The sequence below is a fragment of the Pseudomonas sp. SM4 genome (assembly GCF_051913165.1).
Taxonomy (GTDB): Bacteria; Pseudomonadota; Gammaproteobacteria; order Pseudomonadales; family Pseudomonadaceae; genus Aquipseudomonas.
The window spans coordinates 246850-272241 of sequence record NZ_JBODOE010000004.1; the positions used below are offsets into that span (position 1 = coordinate 246850).

A 25392-nucleotide genomic window follows, 5' to 3' on the forward strand; every position below is an offset into this window, starting at 1 on the left:
TTAACAAACACCCCAAAACACTGTGGGAGCTGGCTTGCCAGCGATGGCGGCAGTTCAGTCAACATTAACGGTGACTGACACATCGCTATCGCTGGCAAGCCAGCTCCCACAGGGATTATTGCTATGCCGGGCACCAATGCAGGTGCCCGGCTTTTCGGTATTAGCCGATCGTCATCAAGCTCGCATTACCACCCGCTGCCGCAGTGTTAACGCTCAACGCCCGCTCGATCACCAGACGCTCCAGCGCAATGTTGGTCTCGCCCTGGGACAAGCCCTGAACCCCAACGATCGCGCCGGCACGCTTGGCAATCTGCTGGCAAACGCCGCGCAACTGGTCGGAATGGCCGTGATGCAGAACCGCGTCGAACACCACCTCATCCTTGTTCCAGTCAGCAACCAGCTTGATCCGCTCCTGAATGTCCTTCGGCAGGCGTGCGAACAATGCCTTGCTGATGTCGGACTCCGGCCATACCGCCGAACCTCCTACCGCCAGCACTGCTGCCAGTTGCGTCAGCAGATCGCCTTCAACCTCGGCCAGGCACAGCACGTGCTCGCGCGGCAGGATGGCGTAGCTGTTTTTCTCACCGGTCGGGCCGGCCAGTACGCGGGTGATGCCGCTCTGCGATTGCGCCGCGTACTGCACGCACAGCGTGCTCAAGTCGGCGTACTTGTTGCTTTCAGCCCAGGCTTTCAGGGCGTTCAGCGGTTTACTCATGGCGTCGCGCAAACGAACGTCCGGGGCGACAACAGCATCACCGCGAGCGAAGGATTGTTCGATGGCGTCGGTAGGACGTGTCGCCAGCAAACGGTACAGGTACAGCGGGCCACCGGCTTTCGGGCCAGTACCGGACAAACCTTCGCCGCCGAATGGCTGCACGCCGACCACAGCGCCAACGATGTTGCGGTTGACGTAGACGTTACCGGCATTGACGTTGTCGATCACCTTGGCGATGGTCTCGTCGATGCGCGTGTGTACGCCCAAGGTCAGGCCATAACCGGACGCGTTGATCTGGCCGATCAGTTGATCGATCTCTTTGCGCTTGTAGCGCACCACGTGCAGCACCGGACCGAAGATCTCGCGTTGCAGCTCGTCGAAGCTTTCCAGTTCGATCAGGGTCGGCATGACGAAGGTGCCGCGTCGGACCTCTTCGGTGTCGGCAATCGCCACTTGGTAGACGTTGCGACCTTTGTCGCGCATGCCCTGGATGTGCTTGTCGATGCCAGCCTTGGCTTCGGCGTCGATCACCGGGCCGATGTCCACGGACAGGCGCTCCGGGTTGCCGAGACGGCTTTCTGCCATGGCACCTTTGAGCATTTCGATGACACGATCCGCAGAATCTTCCTGCAAGCACAGTACCCGCAGCGCCGAGCAACGCTGACCGGCGCTGTCGAAGGCCGAGGACACCACGTCGATCACGACTTGCTCGGTCAGTGCCGAGGAGTCGACGATCATCGCGTTCTGGCCACCGGTTTCGGCGATCAGCGGAATCGGGCGGCCCTGGCTGTCGAGACGGCCAGCGATGTTGCGTTGCAGCAGACGCGCGACTTCGGTGGAACCGGTGAACATCACGCCTTTGACGCGTTCATCACCGACCAGGCCGGCGCCGACAGTTTCACCGCGCCCCGGCAGCAATTGCAGCACGCCTTCCGGAATGCCGGCTTCAAGCAGCAAGCGCACGGCTTGAGCCGCGACCAATGGGGTTTGCTCAGCCGGTTTGGCCAATACCGGATTGCCGGCAGCCAGTGCCGCAGCGACTTGGCCGCTGAAGATTGCCAGTGGGAAGTTCCACGGGCTGATGCATACGACTGGGCCCAATGGACGGTGGGCGTCGTTGCTGAAATCGTTGCGCGCCTGCACCGCGTAGTAACGCAGGAAATCGACGGCTTCGCGGACTTCGGCGATGGCGTTGGCGAAGGTCTTGCCGGCTTCGCGAGCCAGCAGGCCCATCAGTGGCTGGATCTCGCCTTCCATCAAGTCAGCGGCACGTTCCAGAATCGCTGCACGCTCGGCGGGCGGGGTGGCCTGCCAGATCGGTGCTGCGTTCAGCGCGCATTGAATGGCGTTGTCGACGTCTTCGACAGTGGCTTCCTGAACATGACCGACCACATCACGGTGATCGGCCGGGTTCAGCACTGGCGCAGGGGTTTCAGTGCTGGAAGCGCAACCGAGCATCGGCGCAGCTTTCCAGTCGGTGTGGGCAGTGGCGAGCAGGGCGCAGGACAGCGAAGCCAGACGATGTTCATTGGCCATGTCGATGCCGCTGGAGTTGGCGCGCTCAGCACCGTACAGATCACGCGGCAGCGGAATGCGCGGGTGCGGCAGGCCGAAACCACCTTCCACGGTCGCCATCTGCTCGATCTGCGCCACTGGATCGGCCACCAGCTCCTGAATCGAAATCGACTGATCGGCAATACGGTTGACGAACGAAGTGTTCGCGCCGTTTTCCAGCAAGCGACGTACGAGGTAGGCGAGCAGGGTCTCGTGAGTACCGACCGGCGCGTACACGCGGCACGGACGGTTCAGCTTGCCTTCGGAAACTTTGCCTACAACTTGTTCGTAAAGCGGTTCGCCCATGCCGTGCAGGCACTGGAATTCGTACTGGCCGGGGTAATAGTTCTGACCGGCAATGTGGTAAATGGCCGACAGGGTGTGGGCGTTGTGCGTGGCGAACTGCGGGTAAATGACTTCCGGTACCGACAGCAGTTTGCGTGCGCACGCGATGTAGGAAACGTCGGTGTACACCTTGCGGGTGTACACCGGATAGCCTTCCAGGCCTTCGACCTGGGCGCGTTTGATTTCGCTGTCCCAGTACGCGCCTTTCACCAGACGGATCATCAGGCGATGACGGCTGCGACGGGCCAGATCGATCACGTAGTCGATCACGTACGGGCAACGCTTCTGGTAAGCCTGGATGACGAAACCGATGCCGTTCCAGCCGGTCAGTTGCGGCTCGAAGCACAGGCGCTCAAGCAGATCCAGCGACAGTTCGAGACGGTCGGCTTCTTCGGCGTCGATGTTCAGGCCGATATCGTATTGCTTGGCCAGCAGGGTCAGCGACAGCAGGCGCGGGTACAACTCGTCCATCACGCGCTCGTACTGCGCACGGCTGTAACGCGGGTGCAGTGCCGACAGCTTGATGGAAATACCCGGGCCTTCATAAATCCCACGACCGTGGGAGGCTTTGCCGATCGAGTGAATGGCTTGTTCGTACGACGCCAGGTACTTCTGCGCGTCGTGTTCGGTCAGCGCCGCTTCACCGAGCATGTCGTAGGAATAACGGAAGCCCTTGGCTTCGAACTTGCTCGCATTGGCCAGCGCTTCGGCGATGGTTTCGCCGGTGACGAACTGCTCGCCCATCAGGCGCATGGCCATGTCGACGCCCTTGCGGATCATCGGCTCGCCGCTCTTGCCGATGATGCGGCTCAGCGACGAGGTCAGGCCGGCTTCGTTGTGCGTCGAGACCAGTTTGCCGGTCAGCAGCAGGCCCCAGGTGGCGGCGTTGACGAACAGCGACGGGCTGTTGCCCAAGTGCGGGTGCCAGTTGCCAGTGCTGATCTTGTCGCGGATCAGTGCGTCGCGAGTGCCCTTGTCCGGGATACGCAACAGCGCTTCGGCGAGGCACATCAGCGCCACGCCTTCCTGGGACGACAGGGAAAATTCCTGCAGCAGACCCTGAACAATGCCTGCACGACCGCCGGCACTTTTCTGGTTACGCAGTTTTTCCGCGATGGAAGCGGCGAGCTTGTTGGTGGCTTCAGCCATGGCGACCGGCAGGCGAGCCTGTTCGATCAGCATCGGCACCACTTCCGGTTCAGGGCGACGGTAAGCAGCGGTGATCGAAGCGCGCAGAACGGACTGCGGCAGGATGCTCTCGGCAAATTCGAGGAAGCATTGGTGGGCGTGATCGGTGTGGACTTCGCCTGCCTCATCGGCGTCCTTGGCGGTCAAACCGTTCAGCTCGGTCAGGGTTGCACCACCCTCGAGTTTCTCCAGGTAATTGAAAATTGCCTGCTTGATCAGCCAGTGCGGTGTGCGATCAATCGAGGTCGCGGCCGCCTTCAGGCGCTCGCGGGTTGGGTCATCGAGTTTGACCCCAAGGGTGGTGGTAGCCATATTTTTATCCTCATGGTTGCCACAGTTGCGTGGCATCAGCTGGCCGCAAGATTAGCCGCGCGCTGAAAGAGGTGCAACCGGGTGCAACCCTTTTTTTGTCGGAAAAATAAACGCTTCGTCAGGAATTATTTTCTGGTACTGAAGTGCCGCACTTGCTTGGTGCTTTTGCTTCTAGCAAAGCGCTCGGACTGCGCTAAAAGGGAGCAAAAACCGCTTATTTCTCGGTATATCCGACTAGGTGCAACTAATTCTCACGAAACTGGTTGCACCTTTTTTACTTTGTTGCATAGCATTCGCGCCCAAGGTGCAACCGGTATAAACCGGTGCATCGGCTGGTGGCTTTCCTGGGGAAACATCAGTCCTAAATGCGCGGGATCTGAAATCGTCTGCCAAACGTCGTCGTTTGCGTGCGGTTGATCACCGCTGCTACATAAAAACAAAGCCAGGGCGTAACTAATGAGCGTAAGCAATCCAACACTGATCACGTTCGTGATCTACATCGCAGCAATGGTGCTGATCGGCTTCATGGCCTATCGCTCCACCAACAACCTTTCTGACTATATTCTTGGCGGCCGTAGCCTGGGCAGCGTTGTTACTGCACTGTCTGCCGGTGCTTCCGACATGAGCGGCTGGTTGCTGATGGGCCTGCCGGGCGCCATCTACATGTCCGGTCTGTCCGAAAGCTGGATCGCCATCGGCCTGATCGTCGGTGCCTACCTGAACTGGTTGTTCGTCGCCGGCCGTCTGCGCGTGCAGACCGAGCACAACGGTGATGCCCTGACCCTGCCGGACTACTTTTCCAGCCGTTTCGAAGATAAAAGCGGCCTGCTGCGCATTATTTCAGCGATCGTGATTCTGGTGTTCTTCACCATTTACTGCGCATCCGGCATCGTCGCTGGCGCCCGTCTGTTCGAAAGCACCTTCGGCATGTCCTACGAGACCGCGCTGTGGGCCGGTGCTGCAGCGACAATTGCCTACACCTTCGTCGGCGGTTTCCTCGCGGTAAGCTGGACTGACACCGTACAAGCCACGCTGATGATTTTCGCGCTGATCCTCACGCCGATCATCGTGCTGCTGGCCACCGGTGGCGTCGACACCACGTTCCTGGCGATCGAAGCACAGGACCCAAGCAACTTCGACATGCTTAAAGGCACCACCTTCATCGGCATCATCTCGCTGATGGGCTGGGGTCTGGGCTACTTCGGTCAGCCGCACATCCTCGCGCGTTTCATGGCGGCGGATTCGGTGAAATCGATCGCCAAGGCGCGTCGCATCTCCATGACCTGGATGATCCTGTGCCTGGGCGGCACCGTGGCGGTGGGCTTCTTCGGTATCGCGTACTTTTCGGCGCACCCGGAAGTGGCCGGTCCCGTCACCGAGAACCACGAGCGTGTGTTCATCGAACTGGCGAAAATCCTCTTCAACCCATGGATTGCCGGTGTGTTGCTGTCGGCGATTCTGGCCGCTGTGATGAGCACCCTGAGCTGCCAGTTGCTGGTGTGCTCGAGCGCCCTGACCGAAGACTTCTACAAAACCTTCCTGCGTAAATCCGCTTCGCAACTGGAGCTGGTCTGGGTCGGCCGCGCCATGGTGCTGTTGGTTGCACTGATCGCGATCGCCTTGGCGGCCAACCCGGAAAACCGCGTACTGGGCCTGGTGTCCTACGCCTGGGCTGGTTTCGGTGCCGCGTTCGGTCCGGTGGTGCTGATCTCGGTAATCTGGAAAGGCATGACCCGCGACGGTGCACTGGCCGGTATCCTGGTCGGCGCAATCACTGTTGTGGTGTGGAAGCATTTCGAGGTGATGGGTCTGTACGAAATCATCCCGGGCTTCATCTTCGCCAGCCTGGCCATCTTCATCGTCAGCAAGCTCGGCTCGCCGACCACTGGCATGGTGCAGCGCTTCGAAGCGGCGGAAAAAGATTTCCACCTGAACAAGTAATTGTTCTGAGCTGACGCTCACCTGAAAACGGCCCGTTTCCTACAGGAGACGGGCCGTTTTTTATTGCCTGCAATTTCTTGCGGACACTGGAGAAACCTGTGGGAGCTGGCTTGCCAGCGATGAGGTCGACACATCCAACACATTGGGTGACTTACACACCGCCATCGCTGGCAAGCCAGCTCCCACAGGGTTTGGTGGTGAAGTTGGGGGATTTGTCTGTAGTCGAAGGCGCCGGTTTTTGCAGGGGCTTTCGTAAATGGAAGTAGGGCAAATCTGATTTCCCCGTCACCCACTCAATACCCCTTGCCCCTCATGCAGAATCGCCCGCCCTCACTCTGCAGAGAAACATCGGATGTTCGCGCCTGCCAATCAACCGCGCTTCACGTTGACCCTCGAAGGCGCCCAACATGACCTCAAGGTCCTTGAGTTCACGGGTAAGGAAGCCATCAGCCAACCCTTTCGTTTCGAGCTGGAGCTGGTCAGTGAGCGACCCGATCTGGACCTTGAAAGCCTGCTGCACTGTCAGGCGTTTCTGAGTTTTGATGCCGACGGTTCCGGCGTCCACGGTCAGATTTATCAGGTCGGGCAGGGCGATTCCGGGAAACGTCTGACGCGTTATCACGTGAGCCTGGTACCGCGTCTGACGTACCTTGGGCATCGGATCAATCAGCGTATTTTTCAGCACCTCAGCGTTCCGCAAATCATTGAGCGGATCCTCAAGGATCACGCGATCCTGCGCGATGCCTTCCAGTTCCAACTCGGCAGCGACTACCCGCCGCGTGATTATTGTGTGCAGTACGCCGAGAGTGATCTGGCGTTCATCCAGCGCTTGTGCGCCGAAGTGGGCATTCATTACCACTTTCAGCACAGCCCGGAAGGCCACTTGTTGGTGTTCGGCGATGACCAGACCGTGTTTCCGCGACTCGCCGAGCCGACGCTGTATCTGCCCGGCAGCGGCATGGCCGGTGGCGCCCCGGCGATCAAGCGTTTCAACGTGCGCGTGGAAACCCGCAGCAGCGTGGTCACGCGGCGCGACTACAACTTCATCAAGCCGCGCCTGCAACTGGAAAGTCGCGTTGACGGCGAGCAACGCCCGGTACTGGAGGATTACCACTTTCCCGGCCAATTCAACGACCGTGAAACCGGCAAGCACCTCGCCCAGCGCGCACTCGAAAGGCATGTCGCCGATTACCGTCAGGCCGAAGGCATCAGCGACGAATCCTCACTGGTGTGCGGACATTTCCTACAGCTCACTGACCATCCGCGCCACGACTGGAATGATCTGTGGCTACTCACCGCCGTCGAGCACCATGGCCGTCAGCCGCAAGTGCTGGAGGAATCGGTCACCAGTGATGGGGAAGAATTCCAGGGTTACCGTAATACCTTTCTCGCCACGCCGTGGGCAGTGTTCTTTCGCCCGCCGCTGGGCCCGGAAAAACCGCGAATGCTCGGTTATCAACCGGCGGTTGTCACCGGCCCGAAAGACACCGAGATCCACTGTGATGAGTACGGCCGGGTCAAAGTGCAATTGACCTGGGATCGTGATGGCGAGCTGAACGAGCATTCCAGTTGCTGGCTGCGCGTTGCCACCGGCTGGGCCCATGATCGTTATGGCAGCGTGCTGATTCCACGGGTCGGCATGGAAGTGCTGGTCGGCTTCATCGACGCCGATGCCGACAAACCGCTGGTGATGGGCTGTCTGCCCAACGCCGCGACGCCGGTGCCGCTCGATCTTCCGGCCGACAAGACCCGCAGCATCTTCCGCAGCCAAAGCAGCCCCGGCGGCGGTGGCTACAACGAACTGCGCATCGAGGATCGCAAAGGCGCCGAAGAAATCTACCTGCGCGCCCAGCGCAACTGGACGCAGCACGTGTTGCACGATCAACAGGTGCAGGTCGATAACCAGCGCAGCATTGTCGTCACCGGCACCGCGCGGCATGAATTGAAGGCCGATGAACAACGCATCACCCACGGCCAGCGGCAAACCGAAGTGCGGCAGGACGATCACCTGACCGTGACCGGCGACCGGCATATTCGCGTCAGCAGTCAGGCGCTCAGTGCCAGCGGGCAATTTCATGTCAGCGCTGGCCAGCAAGTGGTCATCGATGGTGGTGCGAGCGCAACCATTCAGGCCGGTGGGCAGTGGATCAACATCGGCCCTGGGGGGATTTTCAGCAGCGTGCCGATCATGGTCGGTGGCGCACCGATGGTGCCCATGAGTGCCGCGCCCGTTATGCCGGGGTTGCCGGAGAAACTGGCGGCAGCGCCCGCCGCCATGCTCACGCCGGCACAGATCATGAGCCTGAAAGGCGATGCACCGTTCTGCGAAGAGTGCGCGCGGTGTAAGGAGGGTGTTTGTGCCGTCTGAATGTCTAGCGCCGTCGGCGTGGCTGGCGAACGTACCGCTGAAACCGTCGGAGCAATTGTTCGCGATTTTCAGCAAAACCAGCGACGCCAATCCATCCAGGGCTTGGCAAGGGGCGTCGAGCCCAATCTGGGCGGACACTATTTACGCCGAGTGGGATGCGGTGATGCCCTTCGTGGGAATTGTCGCTGTGGACAGTGAGTTTCTCGATTGGGTGGCGGCTACCGAGTCTGTTGATTGGGGGTGGCTGGCGGTTTCCTCGGCGAGCCTTGAAGCGGTGGTTGAGCATTTTCGCAGTCTGACTCAGGTGCTGATGCCGGACGGCAAAGCAGTGTTTTTCCGGTTTTGGGATGGGCGGTTTTTGTCGCCGATCCTGCAGTCCGAGGCGGTCAGCGCGGCGCAGTTGTTGCCGGTGATTTCGCGTGGGCTGATTAACGGTCAGGCCATTGATATTGGAGGAGCGGCGCCGGTTGGCGGGCGGGTGTTTCCATGGTGGACAGTGCCTGATTCGGTATTGGCGGCGGGCGGAGCTAATGTTCAGGTCGGTAATGCTGTGCAGTGGCTCAGTGAAGAGCATCCGGCGCTGTTCGAGGCGTTTCCCGACGCGGTTTTGCGCTGCAAGGTCAGGCAGTTTTTTCAGGTTTCGGCGTCGGAAGATTCGTCGCAATCGGCGTTATTGGCGTTTTTGCTGGCAGAGTCGGTGTGAGTTTTCCGGGCGAAGGCTTCGGACGTTTCCTTCGAGTTGCGGCGGTTTTCATGAACTGGTGGGCGGTGGGTTGCAGGGATAGTCTTTTCGTTGTCACTGCGAGAGTGGTGGCAGGGTGTAGGAGCCCTGACAAATTCACCGTGCATCAGCGTCGACGTTTCATTACGGCACTTAAATTCGTGCCCGTAATATCTTTCACGGCGGCTGTGCGCGGGAACGCTTCGGCGTAGCTGAGTTTGGTGGGTTTCTCAGTTTCCTACTCTCGCGTACGGCTGCCACCCAAACCTGTAGGAAGGTCATTGGCAGGCTCATTTAACCTATTGAGGTGCAACTGATATGGCTAGGCTTAAACCCGATCCACCCTACGAAAAGATCACTCCCCATCCCGCCAACCGCTTCATGGCCCTGACCAGCAATTGCAGCGATATGCCCACCCTGTTCGTCGACACCCACGCGCCCCTCGACATCCTCCTGGACGCCGCCAACTACCGCCTCCGCGCCGTGGTTCAAGTGCTGGAGAACCTGTGCATGCGCGGCTCGGTCGAGTGCGACTCGATCATCCTCAGCGACTTCGCCATGCTCTGTGCGATCCCGCTGCGCGATGGCTGTGATGTGCTGGATGTTATTGGGCGCAGGTTGGGCGGCATGCCGTCCTGACGGCTCAAGATCAAAAGATCGCAGCCTGCGGCAGCTCCTACATGAATCGCCGTGTAGGAGCTGCCGAAGGCTGCGATCTTTTGACTCTCAAAAAGGCTCAATCAACAACGATGTAAGCATCCTGAGCCCGAATGAAACGCTCGAACGCCTCTGAGTTGTAAACCTGCAGGCAAGCATGGAAGACCATTTTTTCATCGGAGTATTTGCTGTTGGCGGAGGTCAGGTCATACGCCGCAGACACATGGTTCCTCGTCTCTTCATAGGGATCGTGCAGTACCTGCAGCGTGTCTTCATTTTGCAGGACGGTGTGCATGCCCTTGCCCATGAACGAGTAGGCACCGGCGGCCAATGCGATGTCTTTTCTCAAGGCGGATTGCTCATTGAATGGCGCCAGGAGGCAGTGGCTCAAGCCGTAATTCTTGAGGGTTTGCCGGGCTTGATCGGTGTGGTTCTCGTCCGCCAGGGCTTGGGATGAGCACAGTAGGCACAGAGAGAAAATGATCGGATGCCGCATGAAGTTCTGACGTCCTGTCGGGAAATACGCGTCAGTTAAGCGAGTAACTGACCCTTTGGCGAGAGGATCTTGTTGTCTGTGATTGCCCGCTCGGCTGTGAGGCCCTGACTTGCCGCCCGGTAAAAGGTAAACTTTGCGCCCTTCGCAGGAGCAGCCATGAATTATCGTCACGCCTTCCATGCCGGCAATCACGCCGATGTGTTCAAACACCTGACCTTGACCCGCCTCATCGCCCTGATGTCGCGCAAGGAGCAGCCGTTTGCCTATCTCGACACACACGCCGGCATCGGTCTGTATGACTTGCAGGGCGATCAGGCCAATCGCACCGGCGAGTACCTGGAAGGCATCGCGCGTTTGTGGGAGCAGCCGGATCTGCCGGCGCTGACCGCCGACTACATGAAGGTGCTGCACGAGATGAACCCGGATGGCCAGTTGCGCTATTACCCGGGTTCGCCGGAGCTGGCGCGACGCCTGACGCGGCCGCAGGATCGGGTGATGCTCAACGAGAAGCACCCGGAAGACGGCGTGCTGCTCAAGGACAACATGGCCGGTGATCGTCGGGTCAAGGTGCATCTGGGGGAGGGCTGGCACGTGCCGCGGGCGATGTTGCCGGTGCAGGAAAAGCGGGCGGTGATGTTGATTGATCCGCCGTTCGAGCAACTCGACGAGATGCAACGTTGCGCGGCGTCGTTGAAAGAGGCGATTGGCCGGATGCGCCAAACCGTGGCGGCAATCTGGTACCCGGTCAAGGACCAGCGCGCGCTGCGTCGTTTCTATCAGGATCTGGCCGGGACCGGTGCGCCGAAGTTGCTGCGGGTTGAGTTGCTGGTGCATCCGCTGGACACGCCGAACAGCCTGAACGGCTCGGGCATGGCAATTGCCAATCCGCCGTGGGGGCTTGAGGAAGAATTGCGCGAGCTGCTGCCGTGGTTGTCCAAGAAGTTGGGGCAGACCCAGGGCGGGTGGCAGATGGACTGGTTGATTGCCGAGAGCTGATTAACGGCAAGATCAAAAGATCGCAGCCTGCGGCAGCTCCTACAGTGGTTAGTGTCGTCCACCAATGTGCGGACGATCACGGACATGTAGGAGCTGCCGCAGGCTGCGATCTTTTGCTTTCAGGCCTTACTTAATTGCCCGACAGACTCGCTGGCATGCACACGCCGGTGCCGCCAATCCCGCAGTAACCCTCAGGATTCTTCGCCAGATACTGCTGGTGATACGCCTCGGCGAAGTACACGGTCGGCGCCTGTTCGATTTCGGTGCTGATTTCACCCAGACCGGCCTTCGACAGTTCAGCCTGATAGGTCGCCTTGCTCTTCAGCGCCGCATCCAGATGCGCAGGCGAAGTCGCATAGATCACCGAGCGGTACTGCGTGCCGATGTCGTTGCCCTGACGCATGCCCTGCGTCGGGTTGTGCAGTTCCCAGAACATCGCCAGCAACTCTTCGTAGCTGACTTTATCCTTGTCATACACCACCAGCACCACTTCGGCGTGGCCAGTCAGGCCCGAGCAGACTTCTTCATACGTCGGGTTCGGCGTGAAACCACCGGCATAACCGACCACCGTGCTGACCACGCCTTCACGCTGCCAGAAGCGGCGCTCGGCGCCCCAGAAGCAACCCAGACCGAAAATCGCAAAGTCGACGTCCTGGAAAAACGGGCCAAGCAGCGGGGTTTCTTCGAAGACGAAGTGCTTTTCAGGCAGGGTCATCGCGGTTTCGCGGCCAGGCAGAGCTTGTTCTTTAGTCGGGAGCACGTTTTTGTTCACCAGAATTTCCGAGCGCAGAACCATGATCGTTCCTCTCAGTCAGGATGGGATGTAAAAAGTCAGACCGCCAGTGTGCCCAATGATGCCCGACTTCGCACTACCCAATGTAGGAGCGGCCGAAGGCTGCGATCTGTTGATCTTGTCTTTAAAAAACAGGATCAAAAGATCGCAGCCTTCGGCAGCTCCTACATGAGGGGGTGGCGGGGGTTAGAGGCAGAGTGGGCCGCGTGGGTAGCGCTTGAGGGCCTGGATCAGTTCGGCGCCGGGGATTGGGCGGTCGAACAGGTAGCCTTGGCCGACGTCGCAGCGGTGCCGGCGCAGGAACGCCAATTGCTCGGCGGTCTCGATGCCTTCGGCCACGACCTTGAGCTTCAGGTTGTGTGCCATGGCGATCACCGCAGAGGTGATTTCCATGTCGTCCTGGTTGTCGGGGATTTCGTGGATGAAGCTGCGATCGATCTTGATAATGTCGATCGGGAATTTCTTCAAATAGCTCAGCGACGAATAACCGGTGCCGAAGTCATCCATGGCCAGGGTCAGGCCCAGGCGCTTGAGCTGATCGAGCTGCAAGTGCGTGTCTTCGGTGGCTTCCAGCAGCAGGCCTTCGGTCAGTTCCAGTTCGAGCAGATTGGCCGGCAGCGCTTCTTCCTTGAGGATGTTGGCGATGGAGGCGACCAGGTCCGGGTCGGAGAACTGCTTCGGCGAGAGGTTGATCGCCACTTGCAGATTGCCCATGCCGGCAGCGGTCAGCGCTTTGCTCATGCGGCAAGCCTGACGCGCAATCCACTTGCCGATCGGAATGATCAGGCCGGTCTCTTCGGCGACGCTGATGAACTGATCCGGGCGAATCATGCCGCGTTCCGGGTGGTTCCAGCGCAACAGCGCTTCCATGCCCAGCAGACGACCGCTGCGCAGGCACAGTTTGGGCTGGTAGAACACGTCCAGCTCATTCTGGGTCAGGGCGCGGCGCAGGTTGTTCTCGACGAACAGTTTGTAACTGGCCTCGGCATTCAGCGCCTCGGTGAAGACTTGCACCTGATGTTTGCCGTTGGCCTTGGCCTTGTGCAGCGCCAGACCGGCGTTGCGCATCAGGGTTTGCGGGTCGCGGCCGTGCAGCGGCGCGCAAGCCAGACCGACCGAGCCGGTGACGCTGATCAACTGGTTGTCGACGAACATCGGTTTATCCAGCGTCGCCAACAGTTGGTTGGCGATCTGCTGACCGGTCGCCAGATCGGTGTCGTCGAGCAGCACGGCAAATTCGTTACTGGCGAAACGCGCGAGGCTGCCGCTCGGGCTAAGGCTGTTGCGCAGACGTCGGGCCAGGCTGATCAGCAGCTTGTCGCCGGTCTGGTGGCCGAGGCTGTCGTTGATCCGCTTGAAGTTGTCGATGTCGACCAACAGCAGGCTGATCGGGGTATCGCTATCGCGGGCGAAGCGTTCGTCCAGATTGCGGATAAACGCCGGGCGGTTACCGAGGTTGGTCAGGTTGTCGGTGTAGGCCAGGCGCTCGATGCGCTGTTGCGCGAGCTTGGTCTGGGTGATGTCTTCGTAGATGCCGATGTAATGCGTCAGTTCACGGTTATCGCCATACACCTTGGAGATCGACAACTGGCCCCAGTACGGTTCGAGGTTCTTCCGGCGGCTCTTGAATTCGCCCTGCCAACTGTTGCTCTTGGCCAGCGCCGAGGGCGCGTCGAACAACAGTTCGCTGAGGTTCTCCAGGGCCGGCAGCTCGGACAGGCGCTGACCGTGGACTTCCTCGGTGGTGTACTGGGTGATCGCGGTGAAGCTCGGGTTGACGTACTCGACCACGCCGTCGCAATTGACCAGCAAAAACGCGTTGGCGCTTTGCTCGACCGCACGCTGGAACAGGTGCAGGGCGCTGGTGGCGGTGCGGCGGTTGTGATTGTTGATGACTTGCGCGAACTGGTCGGCCAGCTCGCCGGCAAAGGCGATTTCATCGGACTGCCAGGCGCGGGTGACGCCAGTCTGCTCCAGGCACAACACGCCGACCACTTGGCCGTCGACACGGATACTGGCGTCGAGCATCGCGTTGACGTCGCGCGGGCGCAGCGCCTCGGCCATCTCGCGAGTGCGCGGGTCGCGCATCGCGTTGTGCGCGTCGATCGCACGGCTGCTGTGCAACGCTTCCATGTAGTCGGGGAAACTGCTGATGTCGATCACGTCCGGCAGCAGGTATTCCTGCGTCGCGCGGTGGTACGCCGAGATCGGCACCAGTTGCTGGCCTTCGAGATTCCACAGGCTGGCGCAGTCGATTTCATAGATATCGCAGGCGCAGCGGGTGATCAGTTCGGCGGCTTCTTGCAGAGAATTGTGAGTGCTGTAGCGCTGACGGGCGAGCAGCAGAATCAAGTCCTGCTGGGCGCGCACGCGTTCCAGATGTTGCAGTTGCTCTTGCTGGGCGCGCTGGTTCAGCTCCAGGGCGATTTGCAGACGTGAATTCTGGGTTTCAAGGTCGACGGAAGGCAGTGGCGATGCTTCATCCAGCGCTTCACCGACGGCCAACAAGTAGCCGCGCAGCAAATGGCGGTTGTGTTGTTTATAGGCTTCGCCGAGTTCAAGGATGCTCAGTGCGCCGGCCGGGGTGTGCAGGGTGTAGCGCACCAGATAATGCGGGCTGGCGCCGAGTTGTTGCTGGATGGTGTCGTGCAGCTGATAGCGCGCTTCCGGCTCCATCAGGCTGGCGTAGGGGGCACCGACCAGAGCGCACAGCTCGACAGCCGGTTGCCCGAATTGGCGTTCGCAGTTGGGGTCGAGGAACAGCATTGCCCAACTGGCTTCATTCAAGCGCTCGAAACGCAGCATGCCGAGCCGCGAGGGCACAGGCAACTGCGTCACTACCTCGGCCGCCATACGGCTGGCGGCATCGGGTTGGCTCTTCATGAAGGGAACTCGCTTGGAAATATGCTGAACGCGCCGGGCTCTCGCCCTCTTAAACGTTGCCTGCGGCAAGGTTGCATCATTGCGGCACTGACTGACAAGAGACATGAAGGCCAAGTGCTATAAGAATGTGTCGGCTGCGCTGAACATTTCTCCAGCGTGGGGGTGAAAAGAGCAAAAGATCGCAGCCTGCGGCAGCTCCTCCAGGGCAACGGACCCCATATGGGAGCTGCCGAAGGCTGCGATTTTTATGGCTTAGCGAAGCTTTATGGCAATTGACTGCAATTGTTTGCCATCACGATCATGGTAATTGATCAAAATATGATCAGCCTCAACCACCATGTGTGCAAAGTTATCCTCACTGATCACTTCGCTGGTCAATTCATGTGAATAGTTGCCTGCAGCCGTGCGTACCAGCGGTTGATCGAGGACAAACGTCGACGCCTTGGCGTACGGCAACAGTTTGCTGTTGCACAGCGGCGAAGACACCACGGTGTGAATTTCGAAATCAGCATCTTCGCTATGACTCAGCCGCGACGTCAGCGAACCGTGCACATCACCAGAAACCACCACGACATTTTTGATGCTGTGCGTGCGCACCGTTTCCAGCAGGCGCAGGCGCTGCTGGGCAAAGCCTTGCCAGGCATCGTCGCCATTCAGTTGGCGATCCGGGAAGAACATCACGCTGGTCACGACGAATTTGACCCGCGCCGTGCTATTGATCAGCCAATCGCACAAGGCCTGTTCCTGGGCTTCATCGAGGATGCGGGGTTCATCGCTCGACAGGTCGCGTCGGGTGCGCGTGTCGGTCACAAACCATTCGATATCGCCCTCGCTGAATTGATACCAGTAGTGCTCAAGCGAAGCATGATCAAGTTGCCCGTTAGTTGTCAGTGCGTACGCCGGGCTGTGGCTGACTTGATATAACTCATAAGCGGTCATGGCGTTGCGATATAACTCATCGTCTGCAGCGTCTGCATTCGCCGGCCAGTTGTCTTCGATTTCGTGATCGTCGAGGATCATGTAAGTTGATGTGCCGGACATCAGTCGTTGTATGCCTGGTTGCGAAAACGCTGCACGGTACTTGCACAGAATGTCTTTATAACTTCGGTCGGGGGCGATCAGGTTCAAGTCATCGGCATAAATCTGGTCACCGCTCATGACCGTTGCGCTGATCGGTGGTTGGGCACCCTCGATCAATTGATTGATCGAGGTGAAGATCCGGTCTCCCAGCAATGGCAGGATTGGTACGCCTGCCGTCAGTCGCAGATAGCGGCACGAGCCGAGAATATAAGCCCGTGCCTGCAAGGGCTTGCTGCATCGGGTGCGCAAGCGATAGAGCTCCCGTGGCCATTGCAGCGGCAGTTCTGCAACGCTGTCGACGGTGTGTACCGGGCTCATCGGGCAGAACCAGCCGGTTTGAAACTCATACTCGGTGTCCTCCTGCAAATCATTCAAGATGAACACGTCGGATAGATCGCGTGATTCATCAAGTTTGATAAACAGGGCGTTTGACCATTGCGCTGTATTACTGGCCCGATAACGCAGGCCGGCAAAGACTTGCAAGTTTTTTTGCAGTTCGCCACGGATAAATATGCGCGCGTGGTTAGTTGTCGTGTGGCCGATTATCGGGCCGACAGTGGGTTTTAACATGTTCGAATCCATTCGAATGAGTGACAAATAATATATAAGTGGCAGAAAAGTAAGTAAGTTGTTCTGGTGCTGGCAAGACTAGTTGTCGGCGGGATAAAAAGAATGGCGCGAAGTTGACTGGAGCTGTAGCCGATGTCAGCGCTTTATGTGGGAAAAGCCCCCGTCAGTAAACTTCAGGCAAAAAAAAGCCCCGCCAAACTGACGGGGTTGAGGTACGAGCGTGTGGCGCTCGAAAACGTGAAACGCAAGCGGCCCGCCGTTACCGGAGGGCCGCCTGGGATTACAGCAGGATGGTGCGGATGTCCGCCAGCAGGCTGCCCAGACGCTGGGTGAAGCGTGCGGCAGCGGCGCCGTTGATCACACGGTGATCGTAGGACAACGACAGCGGCAGCATCAGTTTCGGCTGGAAGGCTTTGCCGTCCCAGACTGGCTGGATGGTTGCCTTGGAAACACCGAGGATCGCCACTTCCGGCGCGTTGACGATCGGCGTGAAGCCGGTGCCGCCAATGTGGCCGAGGCTGGAAATGGTGAAGCAGGCGCCTTGCATGTCGTCAGCGGTGAGCTTCTTGTCGCGGGCTTTGGCGGCCAGCGCAGCGGCTTCGGCTGCCAGTTGCAGCAGGCTCTTCTGGTCGACGTTCTTGATGACCGGTACCAGCAGGCCATCCGGAGTGTCGACGGCGAAGCCGATGTTGATGTACTTCTTGCGGATGATCGCTTTGCCGCTTGGTGCCAGCGAACTGTTGAAGTCCGGCAGCTCCTTGAGCATGTGCGCGCACGACTTGAGCAGCAGCGGCAGGATGGTCAGCTTGACGCCAGCCTTCTCTGCAACGGCTTTCTGCGCCACGCGGAACGCTTCCAGCTCGGTGATATCAGCCGAATCGAACTGAGTCACGTGCGGGATGTTCAGCCAGCTGCGGTGCAGGCTCGACGCGCCGATTTGCATCAGGCGAGTCATTGGCACTTCTTCGATTTCGCCGAAACGGCTGAAGTCGACGACCGGAATCGGCGGGATGCCCGCGCCACCGGTTGCGCCAGCAGCAGCGGCCGGTGCTTCCTTGGCCTTCTGCATCATCGCTTTGACGTAAACCTGCACGTCTTCTTTCAGGATACGACCGTGCGGGCCGCTGGCGCCGACAGCGTTCAGCTCGACGCCGAACTCACGGGCCAGTTGACGCACGGCAGGGCCGGCGTGAACTTTGGCGCCCGGCTTGGCCGGGGCGGCGGCTGGAGCGGCAGCAGGTGCAGGCGCAGCGGCAGCCTGAGCAGCAGCGGCAGGAGCACTTGGAGCGGCGGCGGCAGCCGGAGCCGGGGCAGCAGCAGGGGCCGCGCCTTTGACTTTCAGCTTCAGAATCAGGTCGCCGGTACCGACTTCGTCATCCAGCTTGATGGAAACGCTTTCCACCACGCCAGCGGCAGGCGATGGAATTTCCATGCTCGCCTTGTCGGATTCCAGGGTGATCAGCGACTGGTCGGCTTCAACGGTATCGCCAGCCTTGACCAACACTTCGATGATCTTGGCTTTGCCGGCCGAACCGATGTCCGGAACGTGGATGTCCTGAACGCTGTCAGCCACCGGTGCTGCTGGCGCGGCTGCCGGAGCAGGCGCAGCGGCAGCGGCCGGTGCAGTAGCCTGAGCCGGAGCGGCCGCAGCAGGGGCCGCAGCACCCGCCACTTCCAGATCCAGAATCAGGTCGCCGGTGCCAACTTCGTCGTTGAGCTTGACGCTGATGGCCTTGACCACGCCAGCGGCAGGCGACGGGATTTCCATGCTCGCCTTGTCGGACTCCAGAGTGATCAGCGATTGATCAGCTTCGACGGTGTCGCCGACCTTGACCTGGATCTCGATGATCTGCGCTTTGCCCGACGAGCCGATGTCCGGCACGTGCACTTGCTGAACCGAAGCGGCAGCAGGGGCAGCGGCAGGCGCGGCAGCAGCAGGAGCGGCAGCCGGTTTGGCTTCAGCTTTTGCAGCCGGCGCAGCGGCAGGAGCAGGGGCCGCTTCAGCGGCGCCCTCGACTTCCAGCTCAAGCAGTTCGTCGCCTTCTTTCAGACGGTCGCCCAGCTTCACTTTCAGGCTCTTGATGACGCCGGCTTTCGGGGCCGGCACTTCCATGCTGGCCTTGTCCGACTCCAGGGTCAGGATGCTCTGGTCGGCTTCGATACGGTCGCCGACCTTCACAAACAGTTCAATTACTTCACCTTCACCGCTGCCGATGTCAGGTACGCGAATGAGTTCGCTCACAAAATGTCTCCTCAGCAGTCCAGTGGGTTGCGTTTTTCCGGGTCGATGCCGAACTTGGTGATGGCTTCAGCCACAACCTTAGGTTCGATATCACCACGGTCAGCCAGTGCTTCCAGGGCTGCCAACACCACGAAATGACGGTCAACTTCGAAGAAATGACGCAGTTTCTTGCGGCTGTCGCTGCGGCCGAAACCGTCGGTGCCGAGGACTTTGAATTCCTTCGACGGTACCCACTGACGGATCTGCTCGGCGAACAGCTTCATGTAGTCGGTAGAGGCGATGACCGGACCTTTGCGGCCGTTCAGGCACTCTTCGACGTAGCTCAGCTTAGGCTTCTGGCCCGGCTTCAGACGGTTGCTGCGCTCTACAGCGAGGCCGTCGCGACGCAGTTCGTTGAAGCTGGTAACGCTCCAGACGTCAGCGCCAACGTTGAACTCTTCACGCAGGATCTTCGCCGCTTCACGGACTTCACGCAGGATGGTGCCGGAGCCCATCAGCTGTACGTGGTGCGCCGCATCGCGGGTGTCTTCTTCGAGCAGATACATGCCTTTCTTGATGCCTTCTTCGGCACCGGCCGGCATGGCTGGCTGCTGGTACGACTCGTTCATCACGGTGATGTAATAGAAGATGTCCTGTTGCTCTTCGGTCATCTTCTTCATGCCGTCCTGAATGATCACCGCCAGCTCGTAGCCGTAGGTTGGATCGTAGGTGCGGCAGTTCGGGATGGTCGCGGCCAGCAGGTGGCTGTGACCGTCTTCGTGTTGCAGACCTTCACCGTTCAGGGTGGTCCGGCCGGCGGTGCCGCCGATCAGGAAGCCACGGGTACGGCTGTCGCCGGCAGCCCAGGCCAGGTCACCGATACGCTGGAAGCCGAACATCGAGTAGAAGATGTAGAACGGCAGCATCGGCTGGTTGTGGCTGGAGTACGAAGTACCGGCAGCGATGAACGAGCTCATGGCGCCTGCTTCGTTGATGCCTTCTTCAAGGATCTGACCTTTCTGGTCTTCCTTGTAGAACATCACCTGGTCTTTATCGACTGGCTCGTAGAGCTGGCCGACGGACGAGTAGATGCCGAGCTGACGGAACATGCCTTCCATACCGAAGGTACGGGCTTCGTCCGGGATGATCGGAACGATGCGCGGGCCGATTTCCTTGTCCTTGACCAGTTGCGCGAGGATTCGCACGAAGGCCATGGTGGTGGAAATTTCACGGTCGCCGGAACCGTCAAGGATGGCCTTGAGGGTGTCCAGGTCCGGGGTCGGTACGCTGAAGCTTTGTGCGCGGCGCTGAGGCACGAAACCGCCCAGTGCAGTGCGACGCTCGCTGAGGTAGCGGGCTTCGGCGCTGTTTGGCTCTGGCTTGAAGAACGGCAGGTTCTCCAGCTCTTCGTCCTTGACCGGGATGTCGAAACGATCGCGGAACAACTTCAGGCTGTCGACGTCGACTTTCTTGGTGTTGTGCGCAGTGTTTTTCGCTTCGCCGGCACCGGTGCCATAACCTTTGATGGTCTTGGCGAGGATGACGGTTGGTTGTTCTTTGTGGTTGACCGCTTCGTGGTACGCCGCATAGACCTTGTACGGGTCGTGGCCGCCACGGTTGAGTTTCCAGATCTCGTCGTCGGACAGATCAGCAACCATCGCCTTGAGTTCTGGCGTGTTGAAGAAGTGCTCACGGACGAACGCGCCGTCTTTGGCTTTGTAGTTCTGGTACTCGCCGTCGATGACTTCGTCCATGCGACGTTGCAGGATGCCGTCGACGTCTTTGGCCAGCAGTGGGTCCCAGAAACGGCCCCAGATGACTTTGGTCACGTTCCACTGAGCACCGCGGAACACGCCTTCGAGTTCCTGGATGATCTTGCCGTTGCCGCGAACCGGGCCGTCGAGGCGCTGCAGGTTACAGTTGATGACGAAGATCAGGTTGTCCAGCTTCTCGCGGCCGGCCAGGGAGATCGCGCCCAGGGATTCCGGCTCGTCGCACTCGCCGTCGCCCAGGAAGCACCAGACTTTCTGTTTGCCCGGCTGGATGAAACCGCGGTGTTCCAGGTACTTCATGAAGCGTGCCTGGTAGATCGCCTGGATTGGACCCAGACCCATCGATACGGTCGGGAACTGCCAGAAGTCAGGCATCAGCCAAGGGTGCGGGTAGGACGACAGGCCCTGACCGTCGACTTCCTGGCGGAAGTTGTTCATCTGGTCTTCGGTGATGCGGCCTTCCATGAACGCACGGGCGTAAACGCCTGGCGAGGTGTGGCCCTGGAAGTAGATCAGGTCGCCGCCGTGTTCGTCGGTCGGGGCCTGGAAGAAGTAGTTGAAGCCGATGTCATACAGGGTCGCACTGGAAGCGAAGCTGGAGATGTGACCACCGAGGTCGGAATCTTTCAGGTTCGTACGCATTACCATGGCCATCGCGTTCCAGCGCACCAGCGAGCGAATGCGGCGTTCCATGAACAGGTCGCCAGGCATGCGTGCTTCGTGGGTTACCGGGATGGTGTTGCGGTAAGGCGTGGTGATGGCGTAAGGGAGCTGCGAACCGCTACGGGTTGCGAGTTCACCCATACGGGTCATCAGATAGTGAGCACGGTCTTCGCCTTCTTTGTCGAGAACCGATTCCAGGGCGTCCAGCCATTCCTGGGTTTCGACGGGATCGAGGTCTTGCATGGCTTGCTCCAGGGCGGAAAGGCTTCCAGAATCGGTTGCCTGAGTTTGCGACTGGCCTTGTGGGCAGACGATTTAAAATTCTTGGATTGCCGACAGGTTGTTCCGGCGGCGTGTAGTTTTACTACAAATCTTCCGGCATTTCAGCCTTTCGGATGTATAGACGAGTAGTAAAACTACAGATGAAAGGCTTGTGGCCTCCGACTGCGTTGTGAGAATAATCGTTAAGGTTGGTCGATTACCATCCGTAAAAGGTGAAACTTTGATGCTGGATGCTAAAGAAGAAGAAATTTCAGCTATTTCTAACTTTTGTTCGACAGTCCTTCACGTAGCGGGTTTTCAACATTCACTACAAGCGGCCATTTACACGCCGATCAAGGATAGACCATGACCCTGCCCGTGCTTGCCGAACTGCCTGCCATTCTCCTGCCGTTGGTCACTCGATCCGAGCAGTCGTTCCGTACGGCCGTCGCCGAGCTGGAAGACGATCACGGCTTCGCCAACTGGACGCCAGAGCGCTGGGCACAGTTCGCCCGCGTCACCGCCGCCAGTGAGTTTGTCATTGAACAGAGCGTTCGTGACCCTTTGATGTTGCTTGCGCTGGTGCAGTCCGGCGAACTCGACCGGCCGTATGCACCGGGTGAATTGTGCGCGCAGATTTCCGCTGCGGTGAACGCGGCACAGACCGAAGACGAACTCGGTCGTGCCCTGCGTCGCCAGCGTGCGCGCCATCAAGTGCGGATCATCTGGCGTGATCTCAACCGTCAGGCCGATCTGGTGCAGACCTGCCGCGACCTCTCGGACATGGCCGACGCCACCATCGATCAAGCCTATCAATGGTTGTACAGCCGCCATTGCGAACAATTCGGCACGCCGACCGGCCGCCGCAGCGGTGAGCCGCAGCCGATGGTCATCCTCGGCATGGGCAAGCTCGGCGCCGTCGAGTTGAACCTGTCTTCCGACATCGATTTGATTTTTGCCTACCCCGAGGGCGGCGAAACGGTGGGTGTGAAGCGCTCGCTGGATAATCAGGAGTTCTTTATTCGTCTCGGCCAGCGCTTGATCAAGGCACTGGACCCGATGACCGTCGACGGCTTTGTGTTCCGCGTCGACATGCGCCTGCGCCCGTACGGTTCGTCCGGCGCGCTGGTATTGAGCTTCAACGCGCTGGAGCAGTATTACCAGGATCAGGGCCGCGACTGGGAACGCTACGCGATGATCAAGGCGCGGGTAGTGGCTGGTGATCAGGTCGCCGGTGCGCAGTTGCTCGACATGCTGCGCCCGTTCGTTTATCGACGTTACCTCGACTTCTCGGCGATCGAAGCGCTGCGCACCATGAAACAGCTGATCCAGCAGGAAGTGCGGCGCAAGGGCATGGCCGACAATATCAAGCTCGGCTCCGGCGGGATTCGTGAGGTCGAGTTTATTGCTCAGGCCTTTCAGTTGATCCACGGTGGCCGCGACTTGAGCCTGCAACAGCGTCCTCTATTAAAGGTGTTGAGTACGCTGGAGGGGCAGGGCTATTTGCCTCCAGCGGTGATCAGCGAATTGCGTGAAGCCTACGAATTTCTGCGTTACACCGAGCATGCGATTCAGGCAATCGCTGACCGTCAAACGCAAATGCTGCCGGATGGCGCGCAGGATCAGGCGCGCATTGCCTTTATGCTCGGGTTTGCCGATTGGGAGGCTTTCCACGAAAAACTGATGTTCTGGCGCGGCCGCGTCGCTTGGCACTTTGCGCAGGTGATTGCCGATCCCGATGAGGAAGAAGGCACCGAAAGCGAAGTGGTGGTCGGCGGTGAATGGTTGCCATTGTGGGAAGAAGAGCAGGACGAAGAGGCCGCTTGCCGACAGTTGGAAGAGGGCGGTTTCGCTGATGCCAGCAAAGCCCTGAAGGCACTGGCCGGTTTGCGTGGCAGCCCGCAATTGCGCGCGATGCAGCGTTTGGGCCGTGAGCGCCTCGATGCATTTATTCCGCGTTTGCTGGCGCAAGCGGTTGAGCATGCCAACCCCGATCTGGTGCTTGAACGGGTGTTGCCGCTGGTGGAAGCGGTCGCTCGGCGTTCGGCTTATTTAGTCTTGCTGACGGAAAACCCCGGAGCGCTGCGACGCTTGCTGACGCTGTGTGCGGCGAGCCCGTGGATCGCTGAGCAGATCACTCGCTTCCCGCTGCTGATGGATGAATTGCTCAACGAAGGGCGTTTGTTCAAACCGCCGTTGGCGCCGGAATTGGCCGCCGAGTTGCGTGAGCGTCTGACACGAATCCCCGAAGACGACCTCGAACAACAAATGGAAGCCCTGCGCCATTTCAAACTGGCGCACCGCTTGCGCGTTGCCGCCTCGGAAATCGCCGGCAGCCTGCCGTTGATGAAAGTCAGCGATTACCTGACCTGGCTCGCTGAGGCAATTCTTGAGCAAGTGCTGGCGTTGGCCTGGCGCCAGACCGTGGCCAAACACGGTACGCCGCTGCGCACCGACGGCACCTTGTGCGATCCCGGTTTCATCATTGTCGGTTATGGGAAAGTCGGCGGTCTGGAACTGGGGCATGGTTCCGATCTGGATCTGGTGTTTATCCACGACGGCGATCCACAGGCGGAAACCGACGGCGCCAAGCCGATTGATGGCGCGCAATTCTTTACCCGACTGGGGCAGCGGATCATTCACTTGCTGACGGCGCAGACCAACTCGGGGCAGCTCTATGAAGTGGACATGCGTCTGCGGCCGTCCGGTGCTTCGGGGCTGCTGGTGAGTTCGCTCGGCGCGTTTGCCCGCTATCAGGAAAATGAAGCGTGGACGTGGGAGCATCAGGCCTTGGTGCGGGCGCGGGTGCTGGTCGGCAGTCAGGATGTCGGTCAGGCGTTCGAGAAGGTTCGCGCGCAAGTTTTGGGCAAAGCGCGGGATCTGGCCAAGTTGCAACAGGAAGTCAGCGAGATGCGCGCGAAGATGCGCGACAACCTCGGCACCAAGAGCACCGCGGCCGGCACCGCGGCGAATGCCTTCGACGCCACGGCGCCGTTCGACCTCAAGCAGGACGCCGGAGGTATCGTCGATATTGAATTTATGGTGCAATACGCGGCCCTGGCGTGGTCGCACAGCCATCCCCCGTTGCTGCGCTGGACGGATAACATCCGCATCTCGGAAGAGCTGGAGCACGAAGGGCTGATGCCTGCCGAAGACGCCAGCCTGTTGCGCGAGGCCTACAAAGCCTATCGCTCCGCCGCCCACCGGCAGGCCTTGCAGAAGGACCCGGGGGTGATTGCAGGCGACCAGTTTGTCGAAGAACGGCGACAGGTGTTGCGGATCTGGAAAGAGATGGGGCTAAGCTGAAACACGGATGTGTGGACGAATGCAAAACCCTGTAGGAGCGAGCCTGCTCGCGATAGCGGAGTGTCAGACAACATCAATGTTGAATGTAACGACCCCATCGCGAGCAGGCTCACTCCTACAATAGATCTGCGCTGAAACGCAGATGTGTGACTGGACGCAAAACCCTGTGGGAGCTGGCTTGCCGGCGATAGCGGCGTGTCAGGCAACATTGATTTTGGATGTGCCGGCCCCATCGCGGGCAAGCCCGCTCCCACAGTGATCTGCGTTGAAACGTAGATGTTGGAACGTATGCAAAACCCTGTAGGAGTGAGCCTGCTCGCGATAGCGGAGTGTCAGACAACATCAATGTTGAGTGAACGACCCCATCGCGAGCAGGCTCGCTCCTACAATAGATCTGCGCTGAAATGCAGATGTGTGACTGGACGCAAAACCCTGTGGGAGCTGGCTTGCCAGCGATAGCGGAGTGTCAGGCGACATTGATTTTGGATGTGCCGGCCCCATCGCGGGCAAGCCCGCTCCCACAGTGATCTGCGTTGAAACGTAGATGTTG

General features: G+C 59.5%; 13 protein-coding genes. 6 read left to right on the forward strand and 7 right to left on the reverse strand.

Going from position 1 to position 25392, the window contains the following annotated elements; translation table 11 throughout:
* Nucleotides 1–160: 160 nt before the first annotated feature.
* Nucleotides 161–4114 (reverse strand): trifunctional transcriptional regulator/proline dehydrogenase/L-glutamate gamma-semialdehyde dehydrogenase, encoded by a 3954-nt coding sequence (gene putA / locus ACQ4MY_RS09505; RefSeq protein WP_440094870.1) that lies wholly within the window; start codon nt 4112–4114, stop codon nt 161–163.
* A gap of 456 nt (nt 4115–4570) precedes the next feature.
* Between putA and putP the strand changes: the two genes are divergently transcribed.
* The 4 genes from putP to ACQ4MY_RS09525 all read left to right on the forward strand — a co-directional run bounded on the left by putP (nt 4571) and on the right by ACQ4MY_RS09525 (nt 9783).
* Nucleotides 4571–6055, forward strand: a complete 1485-nt coding sequence (gene putP, locus ACQ4MY_RS09510) for a sodium/proline symporter PutP (RefSeq protein WP_008077579.1) — start codon at nt 4571–4573, stop codon at nt 6053–6055.
* A 352-nt stretch (nt 6056–6407) separates the two neighbouring features.
* The gene (locus tag ACQ4MY_RS09515) at nt 6408–8423 is read left to right on the forward strand and encodes a type VI secretion system Vgr family protein (protein WP_440094871.1); all 2016 of its coding nucleotides are present in this window, start codon (nt 6408–6410) and stop codon (nt 8421–8423) included.
* Complete coding sequence (locus tag ACQ4MY_RS09520) at nt 8413–9126, forward strand: DUF4123 domain-containing protein (protein ID WP_440094872.1); 714 nt, start codon at nt 8413–8415, stop codon at nt 9124–9126. Before ACQ4MY_RS09515 ends, ACQ4MY_RS09520 begins: the two co-directional genes overlap by 11 nt.
* 336 nt (nt 9127–9462) lie before the next feature.
* Entirely contained in the window at nt 9463–9783 is a 321-nt protein-coding gene (locus ACQ4MY_RS09525; protein WP_400752094.1) for a hypothetical protein, read from the forward strand.
* 97 nt (nt 9784–9880) lie between these two features.
* On the opposite strand, the gene ACQ4MY_RS09530 is transcribed toward ACQ4MY_RS09525, so the two are convergent.
* Nucleotides 9881–10477 (reverse strand): hypothetical protein, encoded by a 597-nt coding sequence (locus ACQ4MY_RS09530; RefSeq protein WP_440094873.1) that lies wholly within the window; start codon nt 10475–10477, stop codon nt 9881–9883.
* On the opposite strand from ACQ4MY_RS09530, the gene ACQ4MY_RS09535 reads away from it, so the two are divergent.
* Nucleotides 10454–11293 (forward strand): 23S rRNA (adenine(2030)-N(6))-methyltransferase RlmJ, encoded by an 840-nt coding sequence (locus ACQ4MY_RS09535; RefSeq protein ID WP_008081379.1) that lies wholly within the window; start codon nt 10454–10456, stop codon nt 11291–11293. The two genes, ACQ4MY_RS09530 and ACQ4MY_RS09535, sit on opposite strands and share 24 nt — an antisense overlap.
* A 130-nt stretch (nt 11294–11423) precedes the next feature.
* On the opposite strand, the gene msrA is transcribed toward ACQ4MY_RS09535, so the two are convergent.
* From msrA to aceE, 5 genes are all read right to left on the reverse strand, one after another.
* Entirely contained in the window at nt 11424–12089 is a 666-nt protein-coding gene (msrA, locus tag ACQ4MY_RS09540; RefSeq protein ID WP_008081377.1) for a peptide-methionine (S)-S-oxide reductase MsrA, read from the reverse strand.
* Nucleotides 12090–12272: 183 nt separating this feature from the next.
* The gene (locus ACQ4MY_RS09545) at nt 12273–14969 is read right to left on the reverse strand and encodes a putative bifunctional diguanylate cyclase/phosphodiesterase (RefSeq protein WP_008081374.1); all 2697 of its coding nucleotides are present in this window, start codon (nt 14967–14969) and stop codon (nt 12273–12275) included.
* Nucleotides 14970–15221: 252 nt separating this feature from the next.
* On the reverse strand, nt 15222–16619 hold the full coding sequence (locus ACQ4MY_RS09550) for an alkaline phosphatase D family protein (RefSeq protein WP_440094874.1): 1398 nt from the start codon (nt 16617–16619) through the stop codon (nt 15222–15224).
* A 280-nt stretch (nt 16620–16899) separates the two neighbouring features.
* Nucleotides 16900–18861 (reverse strand): dihydrolipoyllysine-residue acetyltransferase, encoded by a 1962-nt coding sequence (aceF, locus tag ACQ4MY_RS09555; RefSeq protein WP_440094875.1) that lies wholly within the window; start codon nt 18859–18861, stop codon nt 16900–16902.
* 11 nt (nt 18862–18872) lie between these two features.
* Complete coding sequence (gene aceE / locus ACQ4MY_RS09560) at nt 18873–21518, reverse strand: pyruvate dehydrogenase (acetyl-transferring), homodimeric type (protein WP_008081364.1); 2646 nt, start codon at nt 21516–21518, stop codon at nt 18873–18875.
* Nucleotides 21519–21902: 384 nt separating this feature from the next.
* On the opposite strand from aceE, the gene glnE reads away from it, so the two are divergent.
* Nucleotides 21903–24842: a bifunctional [glutamate--ammonia ligase]-adenylyl-L-tyrosine phosphorylase/[glutamate--ammonia-ligase] adenylyltransferase gene (gene glnE, locus ACQ4MY_RS09565; protein WP_440094876.1), complete on the forward strand. Its 2940-nt coding sequence runs from the start codon at nt 21903–21905 to the stop codon at nt 24840–24842.
* The last annotated feature ends 550 nt before the right edge of the window (nt 24843–25392 follow it).